Annotated in this window: 16 protein-coding genes; 6 read left to right on the top strand and 10 right to left on the bottom strand. The window is 62.5% G+C overall.

Annotation, left to right across the window (positions count from 1 at the left end; genetic code table 11):
* Positions 1-398: 398 nt before the first annotated feature.
* Genes V7787_RS03870 through ttgA form a run of 3 tightly spaced genes read right to left on the bottom strand, consistent with a single transcriptional unit; the run spans position 399 to position 6160 of the window.
* A complete protein-coding gene (locus tag V7787_RS03870; protein ID WP_010952492.1) occupies positions 399-1853 on the bottom strand; it encodes an AdeC/AdeK/OprM family multidrug efflux complex outer membrane factor in 1455 nt (484 codons plus the stop codon).
* The gene (ttgB, locus tag V7787_RS03865) at positions 1850-5002 is read right to left on the bottom strand and encodes a multidrug efflux RND transporter permease subunit TtgB (protein ID WP_014754360.1); all 3153 of its coding nucleotides are present in this window, start codon (positions 5000-5002) and stop codon (positions 1850-1852) included. Before ttgB ends, V7787_RS03870 begins: the two co-directional genes overlap by 4 nt.
* A gap of 3 nt (positions 5003-5005) precedes the next feature.
* A complete protein-coding gene (ttgA, locus tag V7787_RS03860; RefSeq protein ID WP_064491135.1) occupies positions 5006-6160 on the bottom strand; it encodes a toluene efflux RND transporter periplasmic adaptor subunit TtgA in 1155 nt (384 codons plus the stop codon).
* A 256-nt stretch (positions 6161-6416) separates the two neighbouring features.
* Between ttgA and ttgR the strand changes: the two genes are divergently transcribed.
* Positions 6417-7049 carry an efflux transport transcriptional regulator TtgR gene (ttgR, locus tag V7787_RS03855; RefSeq protein WP_012053630.1) on the top strand — a complete coding sequence of 211 codons (633 nt, stop codon included), beginning with the start codon at positions 6417-6419 and terminating at the stop codon, positions 7047-7049.
* A gap of 117 nt (positions 7050-7166) precedes the next feature.
* On the opposite strand, the gene V7787_RS03850 is transcribed toward ttgR, so the two are convergent.
* Positions 7167-8618: an MDR family MFS transporter gene (locus tag V7787_RS03850; RefSeq protein ID WP_064491134.1), complete on the bottom strand. Its 1452-nt coding sequence runs from the start codon at positions 8616-8618 to the stop codon at positions 7167-7169.
* A gap of 382 nt (positions 8619-9000) precedes the next feature.
* Here V7787_RS03850 and V7787_RS03845 point away from each other — a divergent pair, with 382 nt between their 5' ends.
* Positions 9001-9870, top strand: coding sequence for an isocitrate lyase/PEP mutase family protein (locus tag V7787_RS03845; RefSeq protein ID WP_020190257.1), 870 nt, complete (start codon positions 9001-9003; stop codon positions 9868-9870).
* Between the two features lie 232 nt (positions 9871-10102).
* Here V7787_RS03845 and V7787_RS03840 read toward each other — a convergent pair whose 3' ends face one another.
* Positions 10103-11011 (bottom strand): LysR family transcriptional regulator, encoded by a 909-nt coding sequence (locus V7787_RS03840; RefSeq protein WP_198747816.1) that lies wholly within the window; start codon positions 11009-11011, stop codon positions 10103-10105.
* A 182-nt stretch (positions 11012-11193) separates the two neighbouring features.
* On the opposite strand from V7787_RS03840, the gene V7787_RS03835 reads away from it, so the two are divergent.
* Positions 11194-11808 (top strand): NAD(P)-dependent oxidoreductase, encoded by a 615-nt coding sequence (locus tag V7787_RS03835; RefSeq protein WP_020190259.1) that lies wholly within the window; start codon positions 11194-11196, stop codon positions 11806-11808.
* Between the two features lie 19 nt (positions 11809-11827).
* Here V7787_RS03835 and V7787_RS03830 read toward each other — a convergent pair whose 3' ends face one another.
* Positions 11828-12703 carry a LysR substrate-binding domain-containing protein gene (locus tag V7787_RS03830; protein ID WP_014592244.1) on the bottom strand — a complete coding sequence of 292 codons (876 nt, stop codon included), beginning with the start codon at positions 12701-12703 and terminating at the stop codon, positions 11828-11830.
* A gap of 114 nt (positions 12704-12817) precedes the next feature.
* Here V7787_RS03830 and V7787_RS03825 point away from each other — a divergent pair, with 114 nt between their 5' ends.
* On the top strand, positions 12818-14455 hold the full coding sequence (locus tag V7787_RS03825) for a 5-guanidino-2-oxopentanoate decarboxylase (protein WP_064491131.1): 1638 nt from the start codon (positions 12818-12820) through the stop codon (positions 14453-14455).
* A 123-nt stretch (positions 14456-14578) separates the two neighbouring features.
* Here the strand turns inward: V7787_RS03825 and V7787_RS03820 are convergent, their stop codons facing one another.
* Positions 14579-15505, bottom strand: a complete 927-nt coding sequence (locus V7787_RS03820; RefSeq protein ID WP_336085811.1) for an AraC family transcriptional regulator — start codon at positions 15503-15505, stop codon at positions 14579-14581.
* Between the two features lie 202 nt (positions 15506-15707).
* On the opposite strand from V7787_RS03820, the gene V7787_RS03815 reads away from it, so the two are divergent.
* Positions 15708-16001 (top strand): putative quinol monooxygenase, encoded by a 294-nt coding sequence (locus V7787_RS03815; RefSeq protein ID WP_010952504.1) that lies wholly within the window; start codon positions 15708-15710, stop codon positions 15999-16001.
* A gap of 16 nt (positions 16002-16017) precedes the next feature.
* Positions 16018-16284 (top strand): hypothetical protein, encoded by a 267-nt coding sequence (locus V7787_RS03810; RefSeq protein WP_014859143.1) that lies wholly within the window; start codon positions 16018-16020, stop codon positions 16282-16284.
* Here the strand turns inward: V7787_RS03810 and V7787_RS03805 are convergent, their stop codons facing one another.
* The 3 genes from V7787_RS03805 to V7787_RS03795 form a co-directional block, all read right to left on the bottom strand.
* Positions 16285-16890, bottom strand: coding sequence for a flavin reductase family protein (locus tag V7787_RS03805; protein ID WP_010952506.1), 606 nt, complete (start codon positions 16888-16890; stop codon positions 16285-16287).
* Positions 16891-17009: 119 nt separating this feature from the next.
* Positions 17010-17453 (bottom strand): heme utilization protein, encoded by a 444-nt coding sequence (locus V7787_RS03800; RefSeq protein ID WP_104887099.1) that lies wholly within the window; start codon positions 17451-17453, stop codon positions 17010-17012.
* Between the two features lie 300 nt (positions 17454-17753).
* Entirely contained in the window at positions 17754-19073 is a 1320-nt protein-coding gene (locus tag V7787_RS03795) for an MFS transporter (protein ID WP_003251986.1), read from the bottom strand.
* Positions 19074-19083 lie beyond the last annotated feature (10 nt).

Genomic DNA, 19083 nt, shown 5'->3' with positions numbered 1-19083 from the left:
TGGATCTCTTGTTTTTATGGTCGAGCCGGTGCACTGCAGGATCGGGCCTGCAGGTGCGGGTGTTTTTGATGAACTTGGGTAACGTTGCGTGGTGGGGATGGTGCGGGGTAGTGCGGGGGTGAGGCAATTCGCCGCAAACGGAACGGGGCGATAATCGAACGGAATGTTCCGGTTGGTTAATAACTCTCCTGGGGCGGCCTCTTCGCGGGTGAACCCGCTCCTACAACGGCTTGCGCCCAACCACCGATATGTGTCCACCACACGATCCGCGTAGGAGCGGGTTCACCCGCGAATACGGTGGTGGCTGCGACGGTGAATCACCAGGGATACTGGCCGGCACAGGCACTAAAAAAGCAAAGCCCACCGCTAAGGGTGGGCTTGTGCTGTAACAAGGCCGATCAGCCTTTCGGTGTTTCCACCGATGCCTGCTGGTTGGCCTGCCCGGTCTGCTCGTACCAGCCACCGCCAAGCGCCTTGTACAGGTTGACCTCGCTGGTCAGCTGCGACAGGCGGTCTCCGATCAGCGCTTGCTGGGCACTGAACAGGTTGCGTTGGGCATCGAGGAAGGTCAGGTTGCTGTCAATCCCGATGCGGTAACGGCGTTCGGCCAAGCGGTAGTAGTCCTGGTTCGCCTGCACCAGGTCGCGCTGGGCCTGCAACTGCTCTTCAAAGGTCTTGCGTGCCGCCAGGCCATCGGAGACTTCCTGGAAGGCCGTCTGGATGGTTTTTTCGTACTTGGCGACGTTGATGTCCTTCTGGATTTTCGAGTAGTCCAGGCTGGCTTTCAGGCTACCGGCGTTGAAGATCGGCAGGTTGATCTGCGGCTGGAACAGCCAGGTGCCCTGGCCGCCCGAGAACAGGTGGCCCATGTCGGGGCTCAGGCTACCAGCGTTCGCGGTCAGGCTGATGCTCGGGAAGAACGCTGCGCGGGCTGCACCAATGTTGGCGTTGGCAGCCTTGAGCAGGTGCTCGGCTTCCTGAATGTCCGGGCGACGCTGAAGGATATCCGATGGCAGGCCGGCCGGTACTTCGGCCAGTTGGTCGGCATCAAGCTCCAGCGGCTTGGCCAGGTCGGCAGGAATGCCGGTGCCCAGCAGCACGGTCAGGCTGTTGACGTCCTGGGCGACCAGGCGCTGGTACTGCGAGTACTTGACCCTGGCGCCTTCCACGGCGGTACGCGCCTGGCTGACGTCCAGGGCCGAGGCCACGCCGACCTCGTTGCTGCGACGGGTGAGGTTGTAGCTTTCCTCGTAGGTCTTCAGCGTTTCTTCGGTCAGCTTGAACAGGGCCTGGTCGGCCTGCCAGGTGTAGTAGGCGTTGGCCACGCTGGCTACCAGGGCGATTTGCGTGGAACGACGCGCCTGCTCGCTGGAGAGGTAGGTTTCCAGGGCCTGCTCGGTCAGGCTGCGCACGCGGCCGAACAGGTCCAGCTCGTAGGCGCTGACGCCCAAGGTGGCCGAGTACTGGCTGGTGATGCCAGATTCGCCCGTTTGCGACATGTTCGCCGGGACACGCTGGCGGCTGCCGCTGCCGGTGGCCGAAACCGCCGGGAACAGGTCGGCGCGCTGAATGCGGTATTGCGCACGGTAGGCGTCGAGGTTCAACGCCGCGACCCGTAGGTCGCGGTTATTGACCAGCGAGGTCTGGATCAGCTGTTGCAGCGCCGGGTCGTGGAAGAACTGGCGCCAGCCCTGTTCAGCAGCGGCAACATCCGCCGATTGCGTCGGCGAGTAAGCAGGGCCTTGCGGCCACTGCGCAGCCACCGGCGCCTCCGGGGTCTGGTAGTCAGGGATCAGCGAGCAGCCGCCAAGAATGAAAGCGGTTACCGCCAGGGACAACAAAGACTTGGTCATTGCCCAGCCTCATAACGTGGATTTTCAGGGGTGACGTCTTTTTCCGGCTCTTTGCTGCCGAACAGCGACGACACTGCGACGAAGAACAGTGGTACCCAGAAGATAGCCAGCACGGTCGCACTGATCATGCCGCCGATCACGCCAGTACCGATGGCGTGCTGGCTGCCGGCGCCGGCGCCGCTGGCGATGGTCAACGGTACCACGCCCAGGATGAACGCCAGCGAGGTCATGATGATGGGGCGCAGACGCATGCGGCACGCCTCGATCGCTGCGTCGTACAAGCTGCGGCCTTGTTCGTGCAGCTCCTTGGCGAATTCCACGATCAGAATGGCGTTTTTCGCCGCAAGACCGATGGTGGTCAACAGGCCAACCAGGAAGTACACGTCGTTGGACAGGCCGCGCAGGCTGGTGGCGATCAGCGCACCGATGATACCCAGCGGTACTACCAGCACCACAGCGATCGGGATCGACCAGCTTTCGTACAGGGCCGCCAGGCACAGGAACACGAACAGCACCGAGAGGGCGAACAGCGCCGGCATCTGCGAGCCGGAGAGCTTTTCCTCGTAGGACATGCCGGTCCAGGAGAAGCCGATACCGCTTGGCAGCTCGCCTGCAATGCGCTCGACCTCGGCCATGGCTTCACCGGTACTGTAGCCAGGCGCCGGTGCACCGAGGATTTCCATCGCTTCGACACCGTTGTAACGCGACAGCTTCGGCGAACCGTAGGTCCATTCGCCTTTGGCGAAGGAGGAGAACGGCACCATCTCGCCTGCGCCGTTGCGCACGTACCATTTTTGCAGGTCTTCCGGGCTCATCCGCGCGCTGGGTTCGCCCTGGATGTACACCTTCTTGACCCGGCCACGGTCGATGAAGTCGTTGACGTAGCTGGCACCCAAGGCAATCGACAGGGTGTTGTTGATGTCGGCAATGGTCACGCCCAGGGCGCTGGCACGTTCGTCATCAATGGTCAGCTGGTACTGCGGTTCATCGTTCAGGCCGTTCGGGCGCACGGCGCTGAGGATCTTGCTCTGCGCAGCTTTGGCCAGGAACTGGTTGCGCGCCTCCATCAACTTCGCGTGGCCGACACCGCCGCGGTCCTGAAGGAACACGTCGAAGCCGGTGGCGTTACCCAGTTCAAGCACCGCTGGCGGGGCGAAGGCGAACACCATCGCATCACGGAAGGTGAAGAAGTGCTGCTGGGCGCGCTGGGCCAGGGCGAACACGCTGTTCTCCTTCGAGCGTTCATCCCAGGGTTTGAGCATGATGAAGGCCATGCCCGAGCTCTGGCCGCGGCCTGCGAAGTTGAAGCCGTTGACGGTGAACACCGACGATACGGTATCGGCTTCGTCCTTGAGCAGGTATTCACGCATCTGGTCGACCACGACCTGCGTGCGTTCGGCACTGGAGCCGGCCGGGGTCTGCACCTGAGCGAACAGTACGCCCTGGTCTTCTTCCGGCAGGAACGCGGTAGGGATGCGGGCGAACAGCCAGATCATGCCTACCACGATCAGCGCATAGGCCAGCAGGAATGGCACCTTGTTGCGCAGGATGGTGCCTACACTGCGCTCGTAGCCATTGACGCTGCGGTCGAAGTTGCGGTTGAACCAGCCGAAGAAGCCGCCTTTGGCGGTGTGGTGCTCGCCCTTCTTCAGCGGTTTGAGCATGGTTGCGCAGAGCGCCGGGGTGAAGATAAGCGCAACCAGCACCGACAGGCCCATGGCCGAGACGATGGTGATGGAGAACTGCCGGTAGATCACACCCGTGGAGCCGCCAAAGAACGCCATGGGCAGCAGTACGGCCGAGAGCACCAGGGCGATACCCACCAGGGCGCCCTGGATCTGTTCCATCGAGCGTTTGGTCGCTTCCTTGGGCGGCAAGCCTTCCTCGGACATGACCCGCTCGACGTTCTCCACCACGACGATGGCGTCGTCCACCAGCAAGCCGATGGCCAGAACCATGGCGAACATGGTCAGGGTGTTGATGCTGAAGCCCGCGGCGGCAAGGATGCCGAAGGTACCCAGCAATACCACCGGTACGGTCATGGTGGTGATGATGGTGGCGCGGAAGTTCTGCAGGAACAGGTACATCACCAGGAACACCAGCACCACGGCTTCGATCAGGGTGTGGATCACGCCGCTGATCGATTCGGTGACCACTGGGGTGGTGTCATACGGGAATACCGCCTTGACCCCCGGCGGGAAGAACGGTTCCAGGCCTTTGATGGTCTCGCGCAGTGCCTTGGCGGTGTCCAGGGCGTTGGCGCCGGTTGCCAGTTTTACCGCCAGGCCGGAAGCCGGCTTGCCGTTGAACTGGGCGCTGACGGCGTAGTTTTCACCCCCCAGGCCCACTTGGGCGACGTCACCCAGGCGCACCTGTGAACCGTCTTTGTTGACCTTGAGCAGAATGCTCTCGAACTGCTCGGCGGTTTGCAGGCGGGTCTTGCCGATGATGGTGGCGTTCAGCTGGGTGCCCGGCAGGGCTGGCAGGCCGCCGAGCTGGCCGGAAGACACCTGCACGTTCTGTGCGGCCACAGCGGTCTTGACGTCGACCGGGGTCAGCTGGAACTTGTTCAGCTTGGCCGGATCGAGCCAGATACGCATGGCGTACTGCGCACCGAACACCTGGAAGTCACCCACACCGGCGGTACGCGAGATCGGGTCCTGCATGTTCGAGACGATGTAGTTGGCCAGGTCGTCCTTGGTCATGCTGCCGTCTTCGGAGACCAGACCAATCACCAGCAGGAAGTTCTTCACTGCTTTGGTGACGCGGATACCTTGCTGCTGCACTTCCTGCGGCAGCAGCGGGGTGGCCAGGTTCAGCTTGTTCTGTACCTGTACCTGCGCGGTGTCGGGGTTGGTGCCCTGTTCGAAGGTGGCGGTAATGGTCATGCTGCCGTCGGAGTTACTTTCCGACGACACATAACGCAGGTTGTCGATACCGTTGAGCTGCTGCTCGATCACCTGCACCACGGTGTCCTGCACGGTTTGCGCCGAGGCGCCCGGGTAGGTCACGGCGATGGCGATGGCCGGCGGCGCGATACTGGGGTACTGGTTGATCGGCAGCTTCAGGATGGACAAGGCCCCGACCAGCATGATCACCAAGGCGATCACCCAGGCGAAGATCGGGCGATCGATAAAGAACTTCGACATGGTTTACTCCGCTTTGGCGTCTGCTTTCGCCGCGTTGGCCTGATCAGGGCCGGCCGGCTTCTTGACGTTGGTGGCATCGCTGACCTTCACCTCGACGCCTGGGCGCACGTACTGCAGCCCTTCGGTGATCAGGCGGTCACCCGGGTTGAGGCCTTCCTCGATCAGCCAGTCGCTACCCAAGGTGCGGCTGGCCTTGAGCTGGCGCAGTTCGACCTTGTTCTCCTGGTTGACCACCAGGGCGGTGGGTGCGCCCTTGAGGTCGCGGGTCACGCCTTGTTGCGGTGCCAGGATGGCGTTGGTGTTGACCCCGGCCTTGAGCCGCGCATGCACGAACATGCCTGGCAGCAGGGTGTGATCGGGGTTGGGGAACAGGGCGCGCAGGGTTACCGAGCCGGTGGTCTCGTCGACCGCGACTTCGGAGAATTCCAGGCGGCCTTCCTGCTTGAACAGGCTGCCGTCTTCCAGCACCAGCTGAACCGAGGCGGCGTTTTTGCCGGCCTTCTGCAACTGGCCGCTTTCCAGGTCACGGCGCAGCTTGAGCAGCTCGGCGGTGGACTGGGTAACGTCGACATAAATAGGATCGAGCTGCTGGATGGTGGCCATGGCGTCGGTCTGACCGTTGCTCACCAGTGCACCTTCGGTGAACGAAGAGCGACCGATACGGCCGCTGATCGGCGCCAGAACCTTGGTGTAGCGCAGGTCGATCTGTGCGCTCTTGAGCGAAGCCTCGGCCTGCAATCGTTTGGCATTGGCGTCGTCGTATTCCTGTTTGGAGACGGCCTGCTCGTCAATCAGTTGCTTGTAGCGTTCGGCCAGTGAGCGTGTAGCCAGCAGGTTGGCCTTGGCATTGGCAAGGGTGGCTTCGTACACGGCAGGGTCGATCTGATACAACTGCTGGCCTTCCTTGACCTCACTGCCTTCCTTGAACAGGCGCTTGAGGATGATGCCGTTGACCTGCGGGCGCACTTCGGCGACGCGGTAGGCACTGGTTCGCCCCGGCAATTCCGAGGTGAGGGTGAAGGCTTGCGGCTGGATGGTCACGACGCCGACCTGAGGAGCCTGCGCCGCGGGCGCTGCTTCTTCTTTCTTACAGCCACTGAGCAGGGTTGCCAGGGCGACGGCGGAAACCAGAGCGGTAACGGCTGGCTTGAATTGCATGAGGATCCTCGGGTCGCTGGAGCAGGGAGACGCTCAAGAGTAATGGAAGAGATCTTGATCTGGAAAAAATGCTATCCGGTGGATAAATAGCTTGCTAAGGAATATACTTACATTCATGGTTGTTTGTAAATACTGCTGGGTTGTACTCAGGTACAGCCGCAGCGTTTGATTAGCTCATCCGAGAGGCCCCGGCAGAGGTGCCCCCGGAGCGTCCCCGCACGCGCTGCGCGTTCGGGCCAGATGAGGTTGTGCTGCCATGGTCCGTAGAACCAAAGAAGAAGCCCAGGAAACCCGCGCCCAGATCATCGAGGCGGCGGAAAGGGCCTTCTACAAGCGCGGGGTCGCGCGAACCACCCTGGCCGACATCGCCGAACTGGCGGGTGTGACGCGGGGGGCGATCTACTGGCACTTCAACAACAAGGCCGAGCTGGTGCAGGCGTTGCTCGACAGCCTGCGCGAGACCCATGACCATTTGGCGCGCGCGAGCGAAAGCGAGGATGAACTCGACCCGCTTGGCTGCATGCGCAAGCTGCTGTTGCAAGTGTTCAACGAGCTGGTGCTCGATGCCCGAACCCGTCGTATCAATGAAATCCTGCATCACAAGTGCGAGTTCACCGATGACATGTGTGAAATTCGCCAGCAGCGCCAGAGTGCGGTGCTGGATTGCCACAAGGGCATCACCCTGGCGCTGGCCAATGCCGTACGCCGGGGCCAGTTGCCTGGCGAGCTGGATGTCGAGCGCGCGGCGGTGGCCATGTTTGCCTATGTCGATGGCCTGATCGGGCGCTGGCTATTGCTGCCTGACAGTGTCGATCTGCTGGGCGATGTCGAAAAATGGGTCGACACCGGGCTGGATATGCTGCGCTTGAGCCCGGCTCTGCGCAAATGACACTTTGTTAAGGATTGTGAGGGAGTGTTTCCCCTTTGTGTTAAGGGGGTATTAAGGGCATGTCCGCCCTGCGGCTGTTCGCAGCACAAGGCGGCTCTTGCAGCGAGTGCGTAGCCTTCAGCGGCCGCGCAATTGCCGGTCGGGCAAGGCCAATGCCGCAAGCAGTCCCAGCACCGCGACGACCGCACTCCCCATCAGCAGCTGCCGGAACGTTTCCAGCAACCGTCCCTGAGTCACCGGGTCCACCTCTGCGGCCTTCAAGCTCCCCAGCAACGGATTACCCGACAGTTCGAAACCACCCTGATGCAGCAGTGCCAGCAACAAGCTGGACATGCATGCCACGCCCATGGCTCCGCCCAGCGAACGGAACAGGTTGGTGGTGCTGGTGGCCACGCCGATGTCTTTGCTGGCCACCGCGCTTTGTGTACCCACCAGGGAGGTCGGGAATTGCAGCCCGCAGGCTATACCGGTCAGCAGCATGAACAGCGCACTGAGCAACGCTGATTGCGGCGGGGTCAGTGCCATCGCGAAAATGGCCACTGGCATCAGCAGTGCACCGGCCAGGATCTGTGGCTTGTAGCGCCCGGTCCGGCTGGTCATGCGGCCACCTGTGAAGGCGCCCATGGGCAGCCCCATGGCCAGCGGCAGCAGATGCAGGGCGGCGCTGTCGGCACCGGCGCCGGTAATGCCCTGGTAACGCAGGGGCATGAGCATGGTCAGCGAAATGGACTGGAAGCTGGCGAAGAAGATCACCGCCCAGCACAGCACTGCCACACGGTTGCCGAACAGGCTGAGCGGCAGCAGCGGCTCCGGGCAGCGGCGTTCGTGGGCGATGAATAGCGCCAGGCCCAGCAGGGCGCAGCCGAACAGCGCCAGCACGGCCGGGTCGGCCCAGGCGTGGCCCTGGCCCACCAAGGTGATGCCCAGGAGCAGGCTGCCAAGGCCGAGAATCAACAGCATGGCGCCAAGGTAGTCCACCTGTGCCTCACGACGCTGCACTGGCATGTCAGCGAGCGCACGGCGAATGGCCCACAAGGCGACCAGCCCCAGCGGCAGGTTGATCCAGAACACCCAGCGCCACGACAGGTACTCGGTCAACCAGCCGCCCAGCACTGGCCCGGCCACGCTGGCCGCGGCGTACATGCTGCTGAAGTAGCCCTGGTAGCGGCCGCGTTCGCGCGGGGGCACGAAGTCGCCAATGATTGCCTGGCTCACCGAGACCATCCCGCCTGCGCCGATACCCTGCAGTACCCGGGCCAGCACCAGTTGCGGCATGTCCTGGGCCATGGCGCAGGCAATGGAGGCCAGGGTGAACAGGCTGATGCCGGTGAGGATCATCCGGCGCCGGCCGTAAAGGTCGCCCAGTTTGCCGTAGATCGGCACGGCCACGGTCATGGCCACCATATAACCGGAGATGACCCAGGCCAGCAGGCCGACATCGCTGAACTGCGCCGAGATGGCCGGCAGCGAGACGGCGACGATGGTCTGGTCCAGTGCGCCGAGGAAGATGGCCAGCATCAGGGCGGTGAGCACGTTGCGCAGGGCGGTGGGGGGCAGGGCGGCGGTCACGGGAATACCTTGTTTTGTCTATGGCGGCCCCTTCGCGGGCAAGCCTGCTCTCACAGAAGCCCTCGGATTGTAACCTGAGTTAGGTAGCTTCCTATGTACTATCTGCATCCCCTATGCAAGATCGGCATTGGCGCATTCATCCAGTGCTGCATGGCTGCGTGATATCGTTGGTATGCCACAGAGGCTGAAATCCGGGGGTTGCACCAGGTTGGTGCAGCATATTGCCGCAGGTTTTTCAGTCCGCTGTCTCCCACACCTTTTATTCCTCTGCCTGCATGTCGAGCATGACCGCCCAGATGGCGACGGTTGGAACAGGTCAGGTAGACCCGATTACAGGGGTCGGTAGTTACCGTTCAAATTTCAACTTTTTTGCGGAGTGATCATGCCCAAGGCTTCCCACCAAGATCTGCGTTTTGCCTTCCGCGAGCTGCTCGCTTCAGGTTCCTGTTTCCACACTGCCTCGGTGTTCGACCCGATGTCGGCACGCATTGCCGCAGACCTGGGCTTCGAAGTCGGTATCCTCGGCGGTTCGGTCGCTTCGTTGCAGGTACTGGCTGCTCCGGACTTCGCTCTGATCACCCTCAGCGAGTTCGTCGAGCAGGCCACCCGCATTGGTCGGGTCGCGCAACTGCCGGTACTGGCCGACGCCGACCACGGCTATGGCAACGCACTGAACGTGATGCGCACGGTGATCGAACTGGAGCGCGCCGGTGTGGCCGCACTGACCATCGAGGACACCCTGCTGCCTGCCCAGTTCGGGCGCAAGTCCACCGATCTGATCCCGGTCGAGGAGGGGGTTGGCAAGATCCGCGCGGCGCTGGAGGCACGGGTCGATTCGTCCCTGTCGATCATTGCCCGTACCAACGCGGGCGTAATCAGCACCGAAGAAATCATCGTGCGTACCCAGAGCTACCAGAAGGCGGGCGCTGATGGCATCTGCATGGTCGGGGTCAAGGACTTCGAGCAGCTCGAGCAGATTGCCGAGCATCTGACCGTGCCGCTGATGCTGGTCACCTATGGCAACCCGAACCTGCGCGATGACGAGCGCCTGGCGCGTCTGGGCGTGCGCATCGTGGTCGATGGCCATGCGGCTTACTTTGCCGCGATCAAGGCCACTTACGACTGCCTGCGGCTGCAGCGTGGTCGGCAGAACAAGTCGGAAAACCTCAGTGCCACCGAACTCTCGCACACCTATACCCAGCCAGAAGACTACATTCGCTGGGCCAAGGAATACATGAGCGTCGAAGAGTGATCGGCAGGGCGCCGTCCATTCAACGGACGGCGCTCAAGGTTGCACTGTGAGGCACGCAATGTGCCTGCTCGCAGCTATTGGCGACGCTTGGCTGGCTGCGTTGCAGTTCGGCGCGCCAGCAGGCCGAGCCATACAGCGCTGTAACTGCGGTAAGGGCCATGACAAGGGCGACTCTTCTGGATTTGATGCCCATGGTGCTCACCTCCTGTGACAGCGATAGGGGTGTACGCCACTAGTATAGATCCCGATCCCACTCCGGCTCGTCCTTGAAACGCTGTACCAGGAAATCCAGCATGCTGCGCAAGGTCGCCGGCATGTGTTTGCGCGACGTATACACCGCATTAAGGTTCAGTTCACGCGGTTTGGCCTCGGGCAGCAGACGCACCAGTTCACCCCGGCGTATGGCGTCTGCGGCCTGGAAGGTTGGCAGCATGGCGATACCTGCGCCAGCCAGCGCGGCCCTCTGCAGGGTCATAACCTCATTGGCACTGATGTTTCCCGATACGGGGACGGCGACCTGCTGGCCGGCTACCGCGAAATGCCACAAGCTGTGTCCGAAATAGGCATGGGTCAGGCAGTTGTGCAGGCTCAGTTCCTCAACCCTTTGCGGCGTGCCTCGCTCATTCAGGTAGGCCGGTGCCGCGCACACGACCGAGCGGCACACGCTCAGGCGCCGGGCGATGAGGCTGGGGTCCACGTCATTGCTGGTGCGAATGGCCAGGTCGATGCGCTCGTCCACCAGGTTGACGGTGCGGTCGAGCATCTGCAGTTCTACCTTCACGTCAGGGTAGCGCCGCACATAGGCGGCCACTGCATCCACCAGCTGTGCCTGGCCGAATGAGGTACTGACGCTGATACGCAGCGCCCCCCTTGGCGCGTCTTCCGGCTGCTGCACGGCAGCCTGCAGGTCGCCGGCCAGTTCCAGCAGTTGCCGGCAGCGAGGCAGGGTTTCCTGGCCGGCTGCCGTGAGGCTGAGCTTGCGCGTGGTCCGCTGCATCAGCCGCGCGCCAACCCAGTCTTCCAACTCTGCCAGGTAGCGCGACACGACCGGCCGCGATAACTGCAGATAGTCCGCCGCCGCCGACTGGCTGCCCAGGTCGATGACGGTGACGAATACACGCATGGCGTTGAGGCGATCCATGATTTGCCCGATTTCAGAAACAAACTATGTCTGAGCATCGCATTTTTTGTGACGAATCGGGTAACTAAGCTGTGCGCATTGTTTGCCGGAAGGCGTTATCCGAAGCCGGCAGACGAGAGCCCTGGCGCTGGCGGCGAAGGTCGCCAAGGGCAGTCATTTCGTTCAACTGATGGAGAGTATTCATGAGCAAGATCGCAATCATCGGTGCCACTGGCCGCGCTGGCAGCCAGTTACTGGAAGAGGCCCTGCGCCGTGGTCACCGTGTACTGGCCATTGCCCGCGACCCTTCCAAGCTTGAAGGGCGTGAGGGTGTGACCGTCAAGTCGCTGGATGCCACGGACAGCGCGGCCCTGCAAGCAGCCGTCGCAGGTATGGACGCTGTGTTGAGTGCCGCGCATTTCTCGACAATGCAGCCGCACGCCATCATCGAGCCGGTGAAGCGCGCCGGGGTCAAGCGCCTGCTGGTGGTGGGTGGCGCCGGTAGCTTGTTGCTGCCGTCAGGGCATCGGGTGATCGACAGCCCGGATTTCCCGGAGGCGTATAAAGCCGAGGCCAGTGCCGGCGTGCGTTTTCTGGAGGCGCTGCGGCGCGAGCCGAACCTGGACTGGACCTTCCTCTCGCCTTCGGCTGAGTTCGTTGAGGGTGAGCGCAGAGGTCACTATGCGCTGGGCAAGGATCATCTGTTGATCGGTGCGGACGGCAAGAGCTGGATCACGTTTGCCGACTATGCGATTGCCATGCTGGATGAGCTGGAGAAGCCGAAGCACTCGCGGCAACGGTTCACAGTCGGCTATTGAGTCGCCTGCGAAAGGGCCGTCACAGGCTGGCCTGGCCTTCCAGCCAGTCCAGCAACTCCAGCAGCCCGGGCGGCAAGCTCCTGGCCTGGCTCACCAGGTAATACCCCTTGCCTGTCAGCACCTTCAGCGCAAACGGCATGCACAACCGCCCACCGCGCAGGTCATCGCCAATCAGCGACCAATCGCCGATCGCCACCCCTGTCCCCTGCGAGGCCATGGCCATCGCCATGTCGAGTGTCTCGAAATGCTGTTTGGGTCCATGCGTGGCCAGCGTCACTCCAGCCGCCTGCAACCACAACCGCCAGTCGTGTTCATCCCGCGAGGGATGCAGCAGCATGTGCCTGGCCAGGTCTTCCACCTGCTGCAACGGCACTGGCCCTTCACGCAGTGACGGTGCGCACACCGGGGTCAGCTGCTCATCGAACAGCTTGCGCACCTGCAGCCCGTGGTTCGGTGCATCGCCGTAGACCACTGCCGCATCGAAGCCCTCGCGCCGCAAATCCACCCCGTGCTGCACGGTCGTGGTCAGCTCCACCGGTACGTCCGGGCGCAGTGCCTGCCACTCCATCAGGCGCGGCAGCAGCCAACGCATCACGCAGGTGGGTGCCTTGAGCTGCAGGGTAGTGCTGTGCTCACCCACCTCGCGCACCCCTTGTTCGATCAGGGCGAACACCTGCTGCACCCGCGGCAGCCAGTCCAGGCCTTCACGGGTCAGGCTCAACCCACGCGCCTCGCGCTTGAACAGGGCATAACCGAGGTGTTCTTCGAGGGCTGCAATCTGGCGGCTGACAGCGCCCTGGGTGATGTGCAACTGCTGCCCGGCGCGGGTGAAGTTGCAGTGCTGGGCGGTGACCAGAAACGTGTGCAGGGCAGGCAGGGGTGGGAGGCGTTTCATTGCAGTAAGCCATGATCACAGGACATGGCTAGTATGTGTTTTTTTACATTGTGGCGATAGCCGTGGCTTGGGTCCAATAAGGGCATACCCCAACAAGATTCATGGTGATCCCTGATGGCAACCTGCGGCGAAGTACTGGTCAAACTCCTTGAAGGCTATGGCGTCGATCATGTCTTTGGCATCCCCGGTGTACATACCGTGGAGCTCTATCGTGGCCTGGCGGGCTCTTCCATTCGCCACATCACCCCGCGTCATGAGCAAGGTGCCGGGTTCATGGCTGACGGCTATGCGCGCACCCGCGGCAAACCCGGGGTGTGCTTCATCATCACTGGCCCGGGCATGACCAATATCACCACTGCCATGGGCCAGGCCTATGCCGACTCGATCCCGATGCTGGTGATTTCCAGCGTGCAGTCCCGTGACCAACTGGGCGGTGGCCGTGGCAAGTTGCACGAGCTGCCCAACCAAGCCGCGCTGGTTTCGGGGGTGGCGGCGTTTTCCCACACCTTGATGAGTGCAGCCGACTTGCCGCAGGTGCTGGCCCGGGCATTTGCCGTGTTCGACAGTGCCCGGCCACGCCCGGTGCATATCGAAATCCCGCTCGATGTGCTGGTTGAACCGGCCGACTTCCTGCTGCCGGGCCGCCCTGTACGTGGCAGTCGGGCTGGGGCTGCACCGCAGGCCGTGGCGCAGATGGCTGAGCGACTGGCCAGTGCACGTCGGCCGCTGATTCTGGCCGGTGGCGGGGCGTTGGCTGCGGGCGCTGCGCTGGCACGCCTTGCTGAACACCTTCAGGCCCCGGTGGCGCTGACCATCAATGCCAAAGGCTTGCTGCCTGCCAGCCACCCATTGCAGATCGGCTCGACCCAGTCGTTACCGGCCACACGGGCGCTGGTGGCCGAGGCTGACGTGGTGCTGGCGATCGGCACCGAACTGGCCGAAACCGATTATGACGTGACCTTCAAGGGTGGCTTCGAGATCCCGGGCAGTCTGCTGCGCATTGACATCGACCCGGACCAGACCGTGCGTAATTATCTGCCGGAGCTGGCGCTGGTGGCCGATGCCGAGCTGGCAGCCGTAGCGCTGCTCGGTGCCTTGCAAGCTCAGCCGCAGCCAGTGCACGAAAGCACTTGGGGCGTGGCCCGCGTGGCCGACCTGCGCAAGGTCCTGGCGGCAGACTGGGACCAGCCCACCCTGAGCCAGACGCGTTTGCTGAGCGCCATACTGGAGCGCCTGCCGAATGCGATTCTGGTGGGCGACTCGACCCAACCTGTGTACACCGGCAACCTGACACTCGACATGCAGCAGCCACGCCGCTGGTTCAACGCCTCGACCGGTTACGGCACCTTGGGTTACGCGTTGCCAGCAGCCATGGGCGCCTGGTTGGGCAGTGCCGAGCAGGCCGTCGAACGCGCTCCGGCGGTGTGCCTGATTGGTGATGGTGGTTTGCAGTTCACCCTGCCGGAACTGGCCAGTGCAGTGGAGGCGCAGGTACCGCTGATCGTACTGCTGTGGAATAACCAGGGGTACGAGGAAATCAAGAAATACATGGTCAATCGGGCGATCGAGCCGGTCGGGGTGGATATCCATACCCCGGATTTCATCGGCGTGGCGCGGGCGTTGGGCGCGGCAGCAGAGAACGTGGCCGATATCGCCCAATTGCAGGCCGCGCTCGGGCAAGCGGTGGAGCGCAAGGGGCCAACCTTGATTCAGGTGGACCAGAATCAGTGGCAGGCCGCGGTGTTGGGTTGAAGCATTGCGATTGCCTGTATCGGCCTCTCGCGCCTGCAGGCAGCGCGCAATTTTCGCATCTGTGCAAAAACCTGTAGGAGCGGGTTTACCCGCGAAAGCGCCGGTGCAGGCGAATGTTGAGCTTCAGACCGCAGTAGCCCGCAACCGAGCCACATCACGAATCGGCGGCGCGCCGTAAAGCCGGCTGTATTCACGGCTGAACTGCGACGGGCTTTCATAACCCACCCGATAAGCCGCCACCGCCGCCTCCAGCCCGTCGTTCAACATCAGCCGCCGCGCCTCCTGCAGGCGCAGCTGCTTCTGGTACTGAAGCGGGCTCATCGAGGTCACGGCCTTGAAGCGGTGGTGCAAGGTCGAGGTGCTGAGGTTGACCTCACGGGCCAGGTCCTCGATACGCAGCGGCTGTTGGAAGTTGTTGTTGAGCCAAGTGATGGCCTGGCAAACCCGGTGGGTCTGGCTGTTGGCCAAGGCAATTTCATACAGCCGGTAACCCTGCGGCCCACGCAGCAGGCGGTAGAGAATCTCGCGGCGAAACAGCGGCGCCAGCATTGCGATGTCGCGGGGGGTGTCCAGCAGCCGCAGCAACCGCAGCAGGGCATCGAGTAACGCGGCATCTGTCCTTTCCACATACAAACCACGGCCGGAAGGCCTATTGGGTACCAGCATCGGCCCGCTTTCGGCGATCAGCTGGCTGATCTCGGCCGGGTCCAGGTCCATGCGCAGGCCCAGGCTTGGGTTCTCGGGGCTGGCATCCAGCCTTACGGCACTGAGTGGCAAGGTCACCGAAACGACCATGTAATGCAGTGGGTCGTAGGCGTACTGCTCGTCACCCAGGAACAGGCTTTTGCTGCCCTGGGCAAGGATGCACAGGGCAGGCTGCGCCAGGGTGGGTACAGAACGTACATTTTCGGTGTAACGCACCAGGTACAGGTCATCGATGGCCGATGCTGGGCCATAGGGCTCGCCCGCGTGGCGGTTGATCAGCTCGGCCAGCTCCAGGCGCTGCAGTTCCAGGGTCGGTTCGGTGGACGTGGCGGTGGCGGTGGTCATGATGGCTTTCCTCTGCTGACCGACGCAGCATAGGTTTGAGCAAAGACGGGCGCTAGTCGAAAGCTGCATGTGGATTGCCTGATCCTGCCGCGCAGCAGGATCAGGCAATCGACATGCAGTAATGGCCTAACGCGCCGCGCGGGTGAGCGCCTAACCTTGGCAGCCTGGCTTTTCCGTCCGCCTGCTTCAAGGAGATTGTGCAATGACCCTTAAACAACCGGTCACCCACCTTGCTTTCATCCGTGCCAGCAGCGGGCGCTCGGCAGAGCTGGGCGCGCGCCTGCGTGACCTGCTCGAGCCCTCGCTGCGTACACCGGGTTGCCTGAGTTTTACCGTGCAGCGTTCTCAGGCTGATGCTGACCTGTGGTTGCTCAGCGGAAGCTGGCAGGACCAGCAGGCGATGAGTGGTTACTTTGCTTCGCCGACACTGGAGGTGTTCGGTGAGCTGGTGCAGGCCCAGGTGGTCAGCAGCCTGGACTTGCATACCTTCGATTGAGCGTGAATGAGGTAAAGTGACGCCCTTGTTCAATCACGCGGACAGCAACATGGCACGTAGGGAATTCACTCATTTCGAAGCGGTATCGGCGATGGTGCCGGTGGAAGGTGGCGGCTATAACGCAGCCATCGCGGTCAAAGCCTTGGGCATGGGCGGCGCGCCGCGCTTTCACAAGGTTCTCGACGGGCAGGTGTTCAAGGGCGCCGTGGCCGCCGACGAAGCGGCCACCGCCGAGCTGCAACGCCTGCAGGGCGTCAGCGAAGAGGGTGAGCTGGTCTGGTGATCAGGCCGGCGGTCGGGCCATCTTGAACAGGTTGCCCAGCTCGAAATAATCCGCCGGGCCACCCCCACGCAGGATTGGCTCGGCGGCAGCGGTATCGTAGATGCCGTTGTTCAACAGGTGCTCGGCAATGTGCACCGCCACAACTTCTCCAAGGATCAGCCAGCTGGGCACCTGTTCCTGGTCGGCCCGCTTGAGCTGGACGATCTGGCTGACCTTGCACTCGAAGGCTACCGGCGTTTCACCCACGCGCGGCACCTTGACGATGCTAGACGGTGCGGCAGTGAGGCCGCTCAATTCGAATTCGTTCACTTCGGCAGCGACCGGTGCGCAGCTCAGGTTCATTTGCTCGGCCAGTGGGCGGGTGGCCAGGTTCCAGACGAACTCACCGGTCTGCTCGATGTTGTTCAGGCTGTCTTTGCGCCCGACGCTGCAGAAACCGATGATCGGCGGGATGTAGTTGAACGCATTGAAGAAGCTGTAAGGCGCCAGGTTCAGGCGGCCTTCGCGGTCCTGAGAGGAGATCCAGCCGATCGGGCGGGGACCGACGATGGCATTGAACGGGTCGTGCGGCAGGCCGTGGCCTTTGGCGGGTTCGTAGTAATACATCTGTGCTGGGCTTGTTGGCCCTACCTCCTGATGGACAAGGTGCCTAGTGTGCCAAGCCTGAGCTCGTGTGCAAATGATCAAGCCCGGCCGAAGCCGGGCTGGGTGCTCGCAATCAGGTATCAGCTGATGCGGTGCGCATTGGTGCGGTCGAAGCCGTCTTCAGCGAAGCGTTGGCCACCGGTGCGGTCGAAGCCGTCTTCAGCGAAGCGTTGGCCACCGGTGCGGTCGAAGCCGTCTTCAGCGAAGCGTTGACCACCGGTGCGGTCGAAGCCGTCTTCAGCGAAGCGTTGGCCACCGGTGCGGTCGAAGCCGTCTTCAGCGAAGCGTTGGCCACCGGTGCGGTCGAAGCCGTCTTCGGCGAAGCGCTGGCCACCGGTGCGGTCGAAGCCGTCTTCGGCGAAGCGCTGGCCGCCGGTGCGGTCGAAGCCGTCTTCAGCGTAGCTGGCTGACTGGGTTTGAACCGCGGCAAAGGTGTGAGCGTCGGTCCGGTCGAAGCCATCTTCGGCGAAGGCGCCAGCTGCGAAAACCGAGAGGGCCAGGGTAAGGATCAGTTTGTTTTTCATGGTCGTTGCTCCAGGGGTTTGTGAGTTGTTTGTTTCTATGGGTTTAATCCTACGCCGAATAATTTGATTAAAAAGCGCAAAAAATAGTGCTAAATAATCCATTTGTTCGATGTATTTGGGCGCGGATGTCGTGCTTCAGGCCGCAAGGCTGGCTTGGGAGCGTTCGCGCGGGCGCCAACGTTCTGCCAGCCATTGCAGCTTGCCAAGGTGGAATTAATAGGGCGTTAAGAAGGAAAAGTCTGAATAGAAAAGGGGCGCTCCATGCAATGGAGCGCCCCTTTTAGTACTGCCAGGCCAGCGTTACTCAGTGGTAATCCGCGAGTGCTGCTTGGTGTCTTTCATGGTCGCGTAAACCAGCAGCGAGCAGGCGATACAGGCGGTGACGTACCAGTAGAAGCCGCTCTCCATGCCAGCGCTCTTGAACCACAGGGCCACGTATTCGGCGGTGCCACCGAAGATCGACACCGTCAGGGCATACGGCAGGCCAACGCCCAGGGCGCGAATCTCGGTAGGGAACAGCTCGGCTTTGACCACGGCGTTGATCGAGGTATAGCCGCTTACGATGATCAGGGCGGCCATGATCAGGAAGAACGCACCCCACCAGGTCTGGATGGTGTGCAGGGTGCTGAGGATGGGGACGGTGAACAGGGTGCCGAGCACACCGAAAGCGATCAGGATCGGACGGCGGCCGATCTTGTCGGACAGACCACCGATCACCGGCTGCAGGCACATGAACAGGAACAGCGTGGCGGCCGAGATGGTGGTCGAGTCACTGATGCTCATGCCCACGGTGTTGACCAGGTATTTCTGCATGTAGGTGGTGTAGGTGTAGAAGGCCAGGGTGCCGCCCATGGTCAGACCGACGACGGTCATCAGTTCCTTGGGGTGACGCAGCAGGGTGCGCATCAGGCTTTCCTTGGCCTTTTCCTTCTTGGTGAACGAGGCGGTTTCTTCCATGCCGCGACGCAGGTACAGGGCCACCACCGCGCACAGCGCACCGATCACGAACGGCACGCGCCAGCCCCAGGCGTACAGCTGCTCGGTGGTCAGGGTCTGTTGCAGGACGATCAGTACCGCCAGGGCGATGAGCTGGCCGGAGATCAGGGTCACGTACTGGAAGCTGGAGAAGAAACCACGGCGCTCCTTGCTGGCCATTTCGCTGAGGTAGGTGGCCGAGGTGCCGTATTCACCACCCACCGACAGGCCCTGCAGCAGGCGCGCGATGACCAGCAGGACAGGTGCGGCGACGCCGATGGTTTCGTAACCCGGGGTCAGGGCGATGACCAGCGAGCCTGCACACATGAGCAGGACCGACGCCATCAGCGCGGCCTTGCGGCCCTTGCGGTCGGCGTACAGGCCCATCAGCCAGCCACCGATCGGGCGCATCAGGAAGCCCACGGCGAAGATCGCAGCGGTATTGAGCAGTTGTGCGGTGGAGTCGCCGGCGGGGAAGAAGGCCTTGGCGAAGTACAGCGAGAATGCGGCGTAGACGTACCAGTCGTACCATTCGACCATGTTGCCGATGGACCCGCTGAAAATCGACTTCAAGCGGCTGGCGGTGGTTTTTTCTGCGGCAGGCGCGGTGGCCGCCCCGGCAGGCAGGGAGGTGGCGTTATCCATCAGGGATACC

It is taken from the genome of Pseudomonas sp. CGJS7 (genome assembly GCF_036961695.1).
Note: the sequence above shows the minus strand (reverse complement) of the source record. Positions and strands in the feature narration are given on the sequence as shown.

Coding starts and splice junctions, on each gene's coding strand:
- V7787_RS03870 (WP_010952492.1), bottom strand. CDS start 1,853: ATGACCAAGTCTTTGTTGTCCCTGGCGGTAACCGCTTTCATTCTTGGC.
- ttgB (WP_014754360.1), bottom strand. CDS start 5,002: ATGTCGAAGTTCTTTATCGATCGCCCGATCTTCGCCTGGGTGATCGCC.
- ttgA (WP_064491135.1), bottom strand. CDS start 6,160: ATGCAATTCAAGCCAGCCGTTACCGCTCTGGTTTCCGCCGTCGCCCTG.
- ttgR (WP_012053630.1), top strand. CDS start 6,417: ATGGTCCGTAGAACCAAAGAAGAAGCCCAGGAAACCCGCGCCCAGATC.
- V7787_RS03845 (WP_020190257.1), top strand. CDS start 9,001: ATGCCCAAGGCTTCCCACCAAGATCTGCGTTTTGCCTTCCGCGAGCTG.
- V7787_RS03840 (WP_198747816.1), bottom strand. CDS start 11,011: ATGGATCGCCTCAACGCCATGCGTGTATTCGTCACCGTCATCGACCTG.
- V7787_RS03835 (WP_020190259.1), top strand. CDS start 11,194: ATGAGCAAGATCGCAATCATCGGTGCCACTGGCCGCGCTGGCAGCCAG.
- V7787_RS03830 (WP_014592244.1), bottom strand. CDS start 12,703: ATGAAACGCCTCCCACCCCTGCCTGCCCTGCACACGTTTCTGGTCACC.
- V7787_RS03825 (WP_064491131.1), top strand. CDS start 12,818: ATGGCAACCTGCGGCGAAGTACTGGTCAAACTCCTTGAAGGCTATGGC.
- V7787_RS03820 (WP_336085811.1), bottom strand. CDS start 15,505: ATGACCACCGCCACCGCCACGTCCACCGAACCGACCCTGGAACTGCAG.
- V7787_RS03815 (WP_010952504.1), top strand. CDS start 15,708: ATGACCCTTAAACAACCGGTCACCCACCTTGCTTTCATCCGTGCCAGC.
- V7787_RS03805 (WP_010952506.1), bottom strand. CDS start 16,890: ATGTATTACTACGAACCCGCCAAAGGCCACGGCCTGCCGCACGACCCG.
- V7787_RS03800 (WP_104887099.1), bottom strand. CDS start 17,453: ATGAAAAACAAACTGATCCTTACCCTGGCCCTCTCGGTTTTCGCAGCT.
- V7787_RS03795 (WP_003251986.1), bottom strand. CDS start 19,073: ATGGATAACGCCACCTCCCTGCCTGCCGGGGCGGCCACCGCGCCTGCC.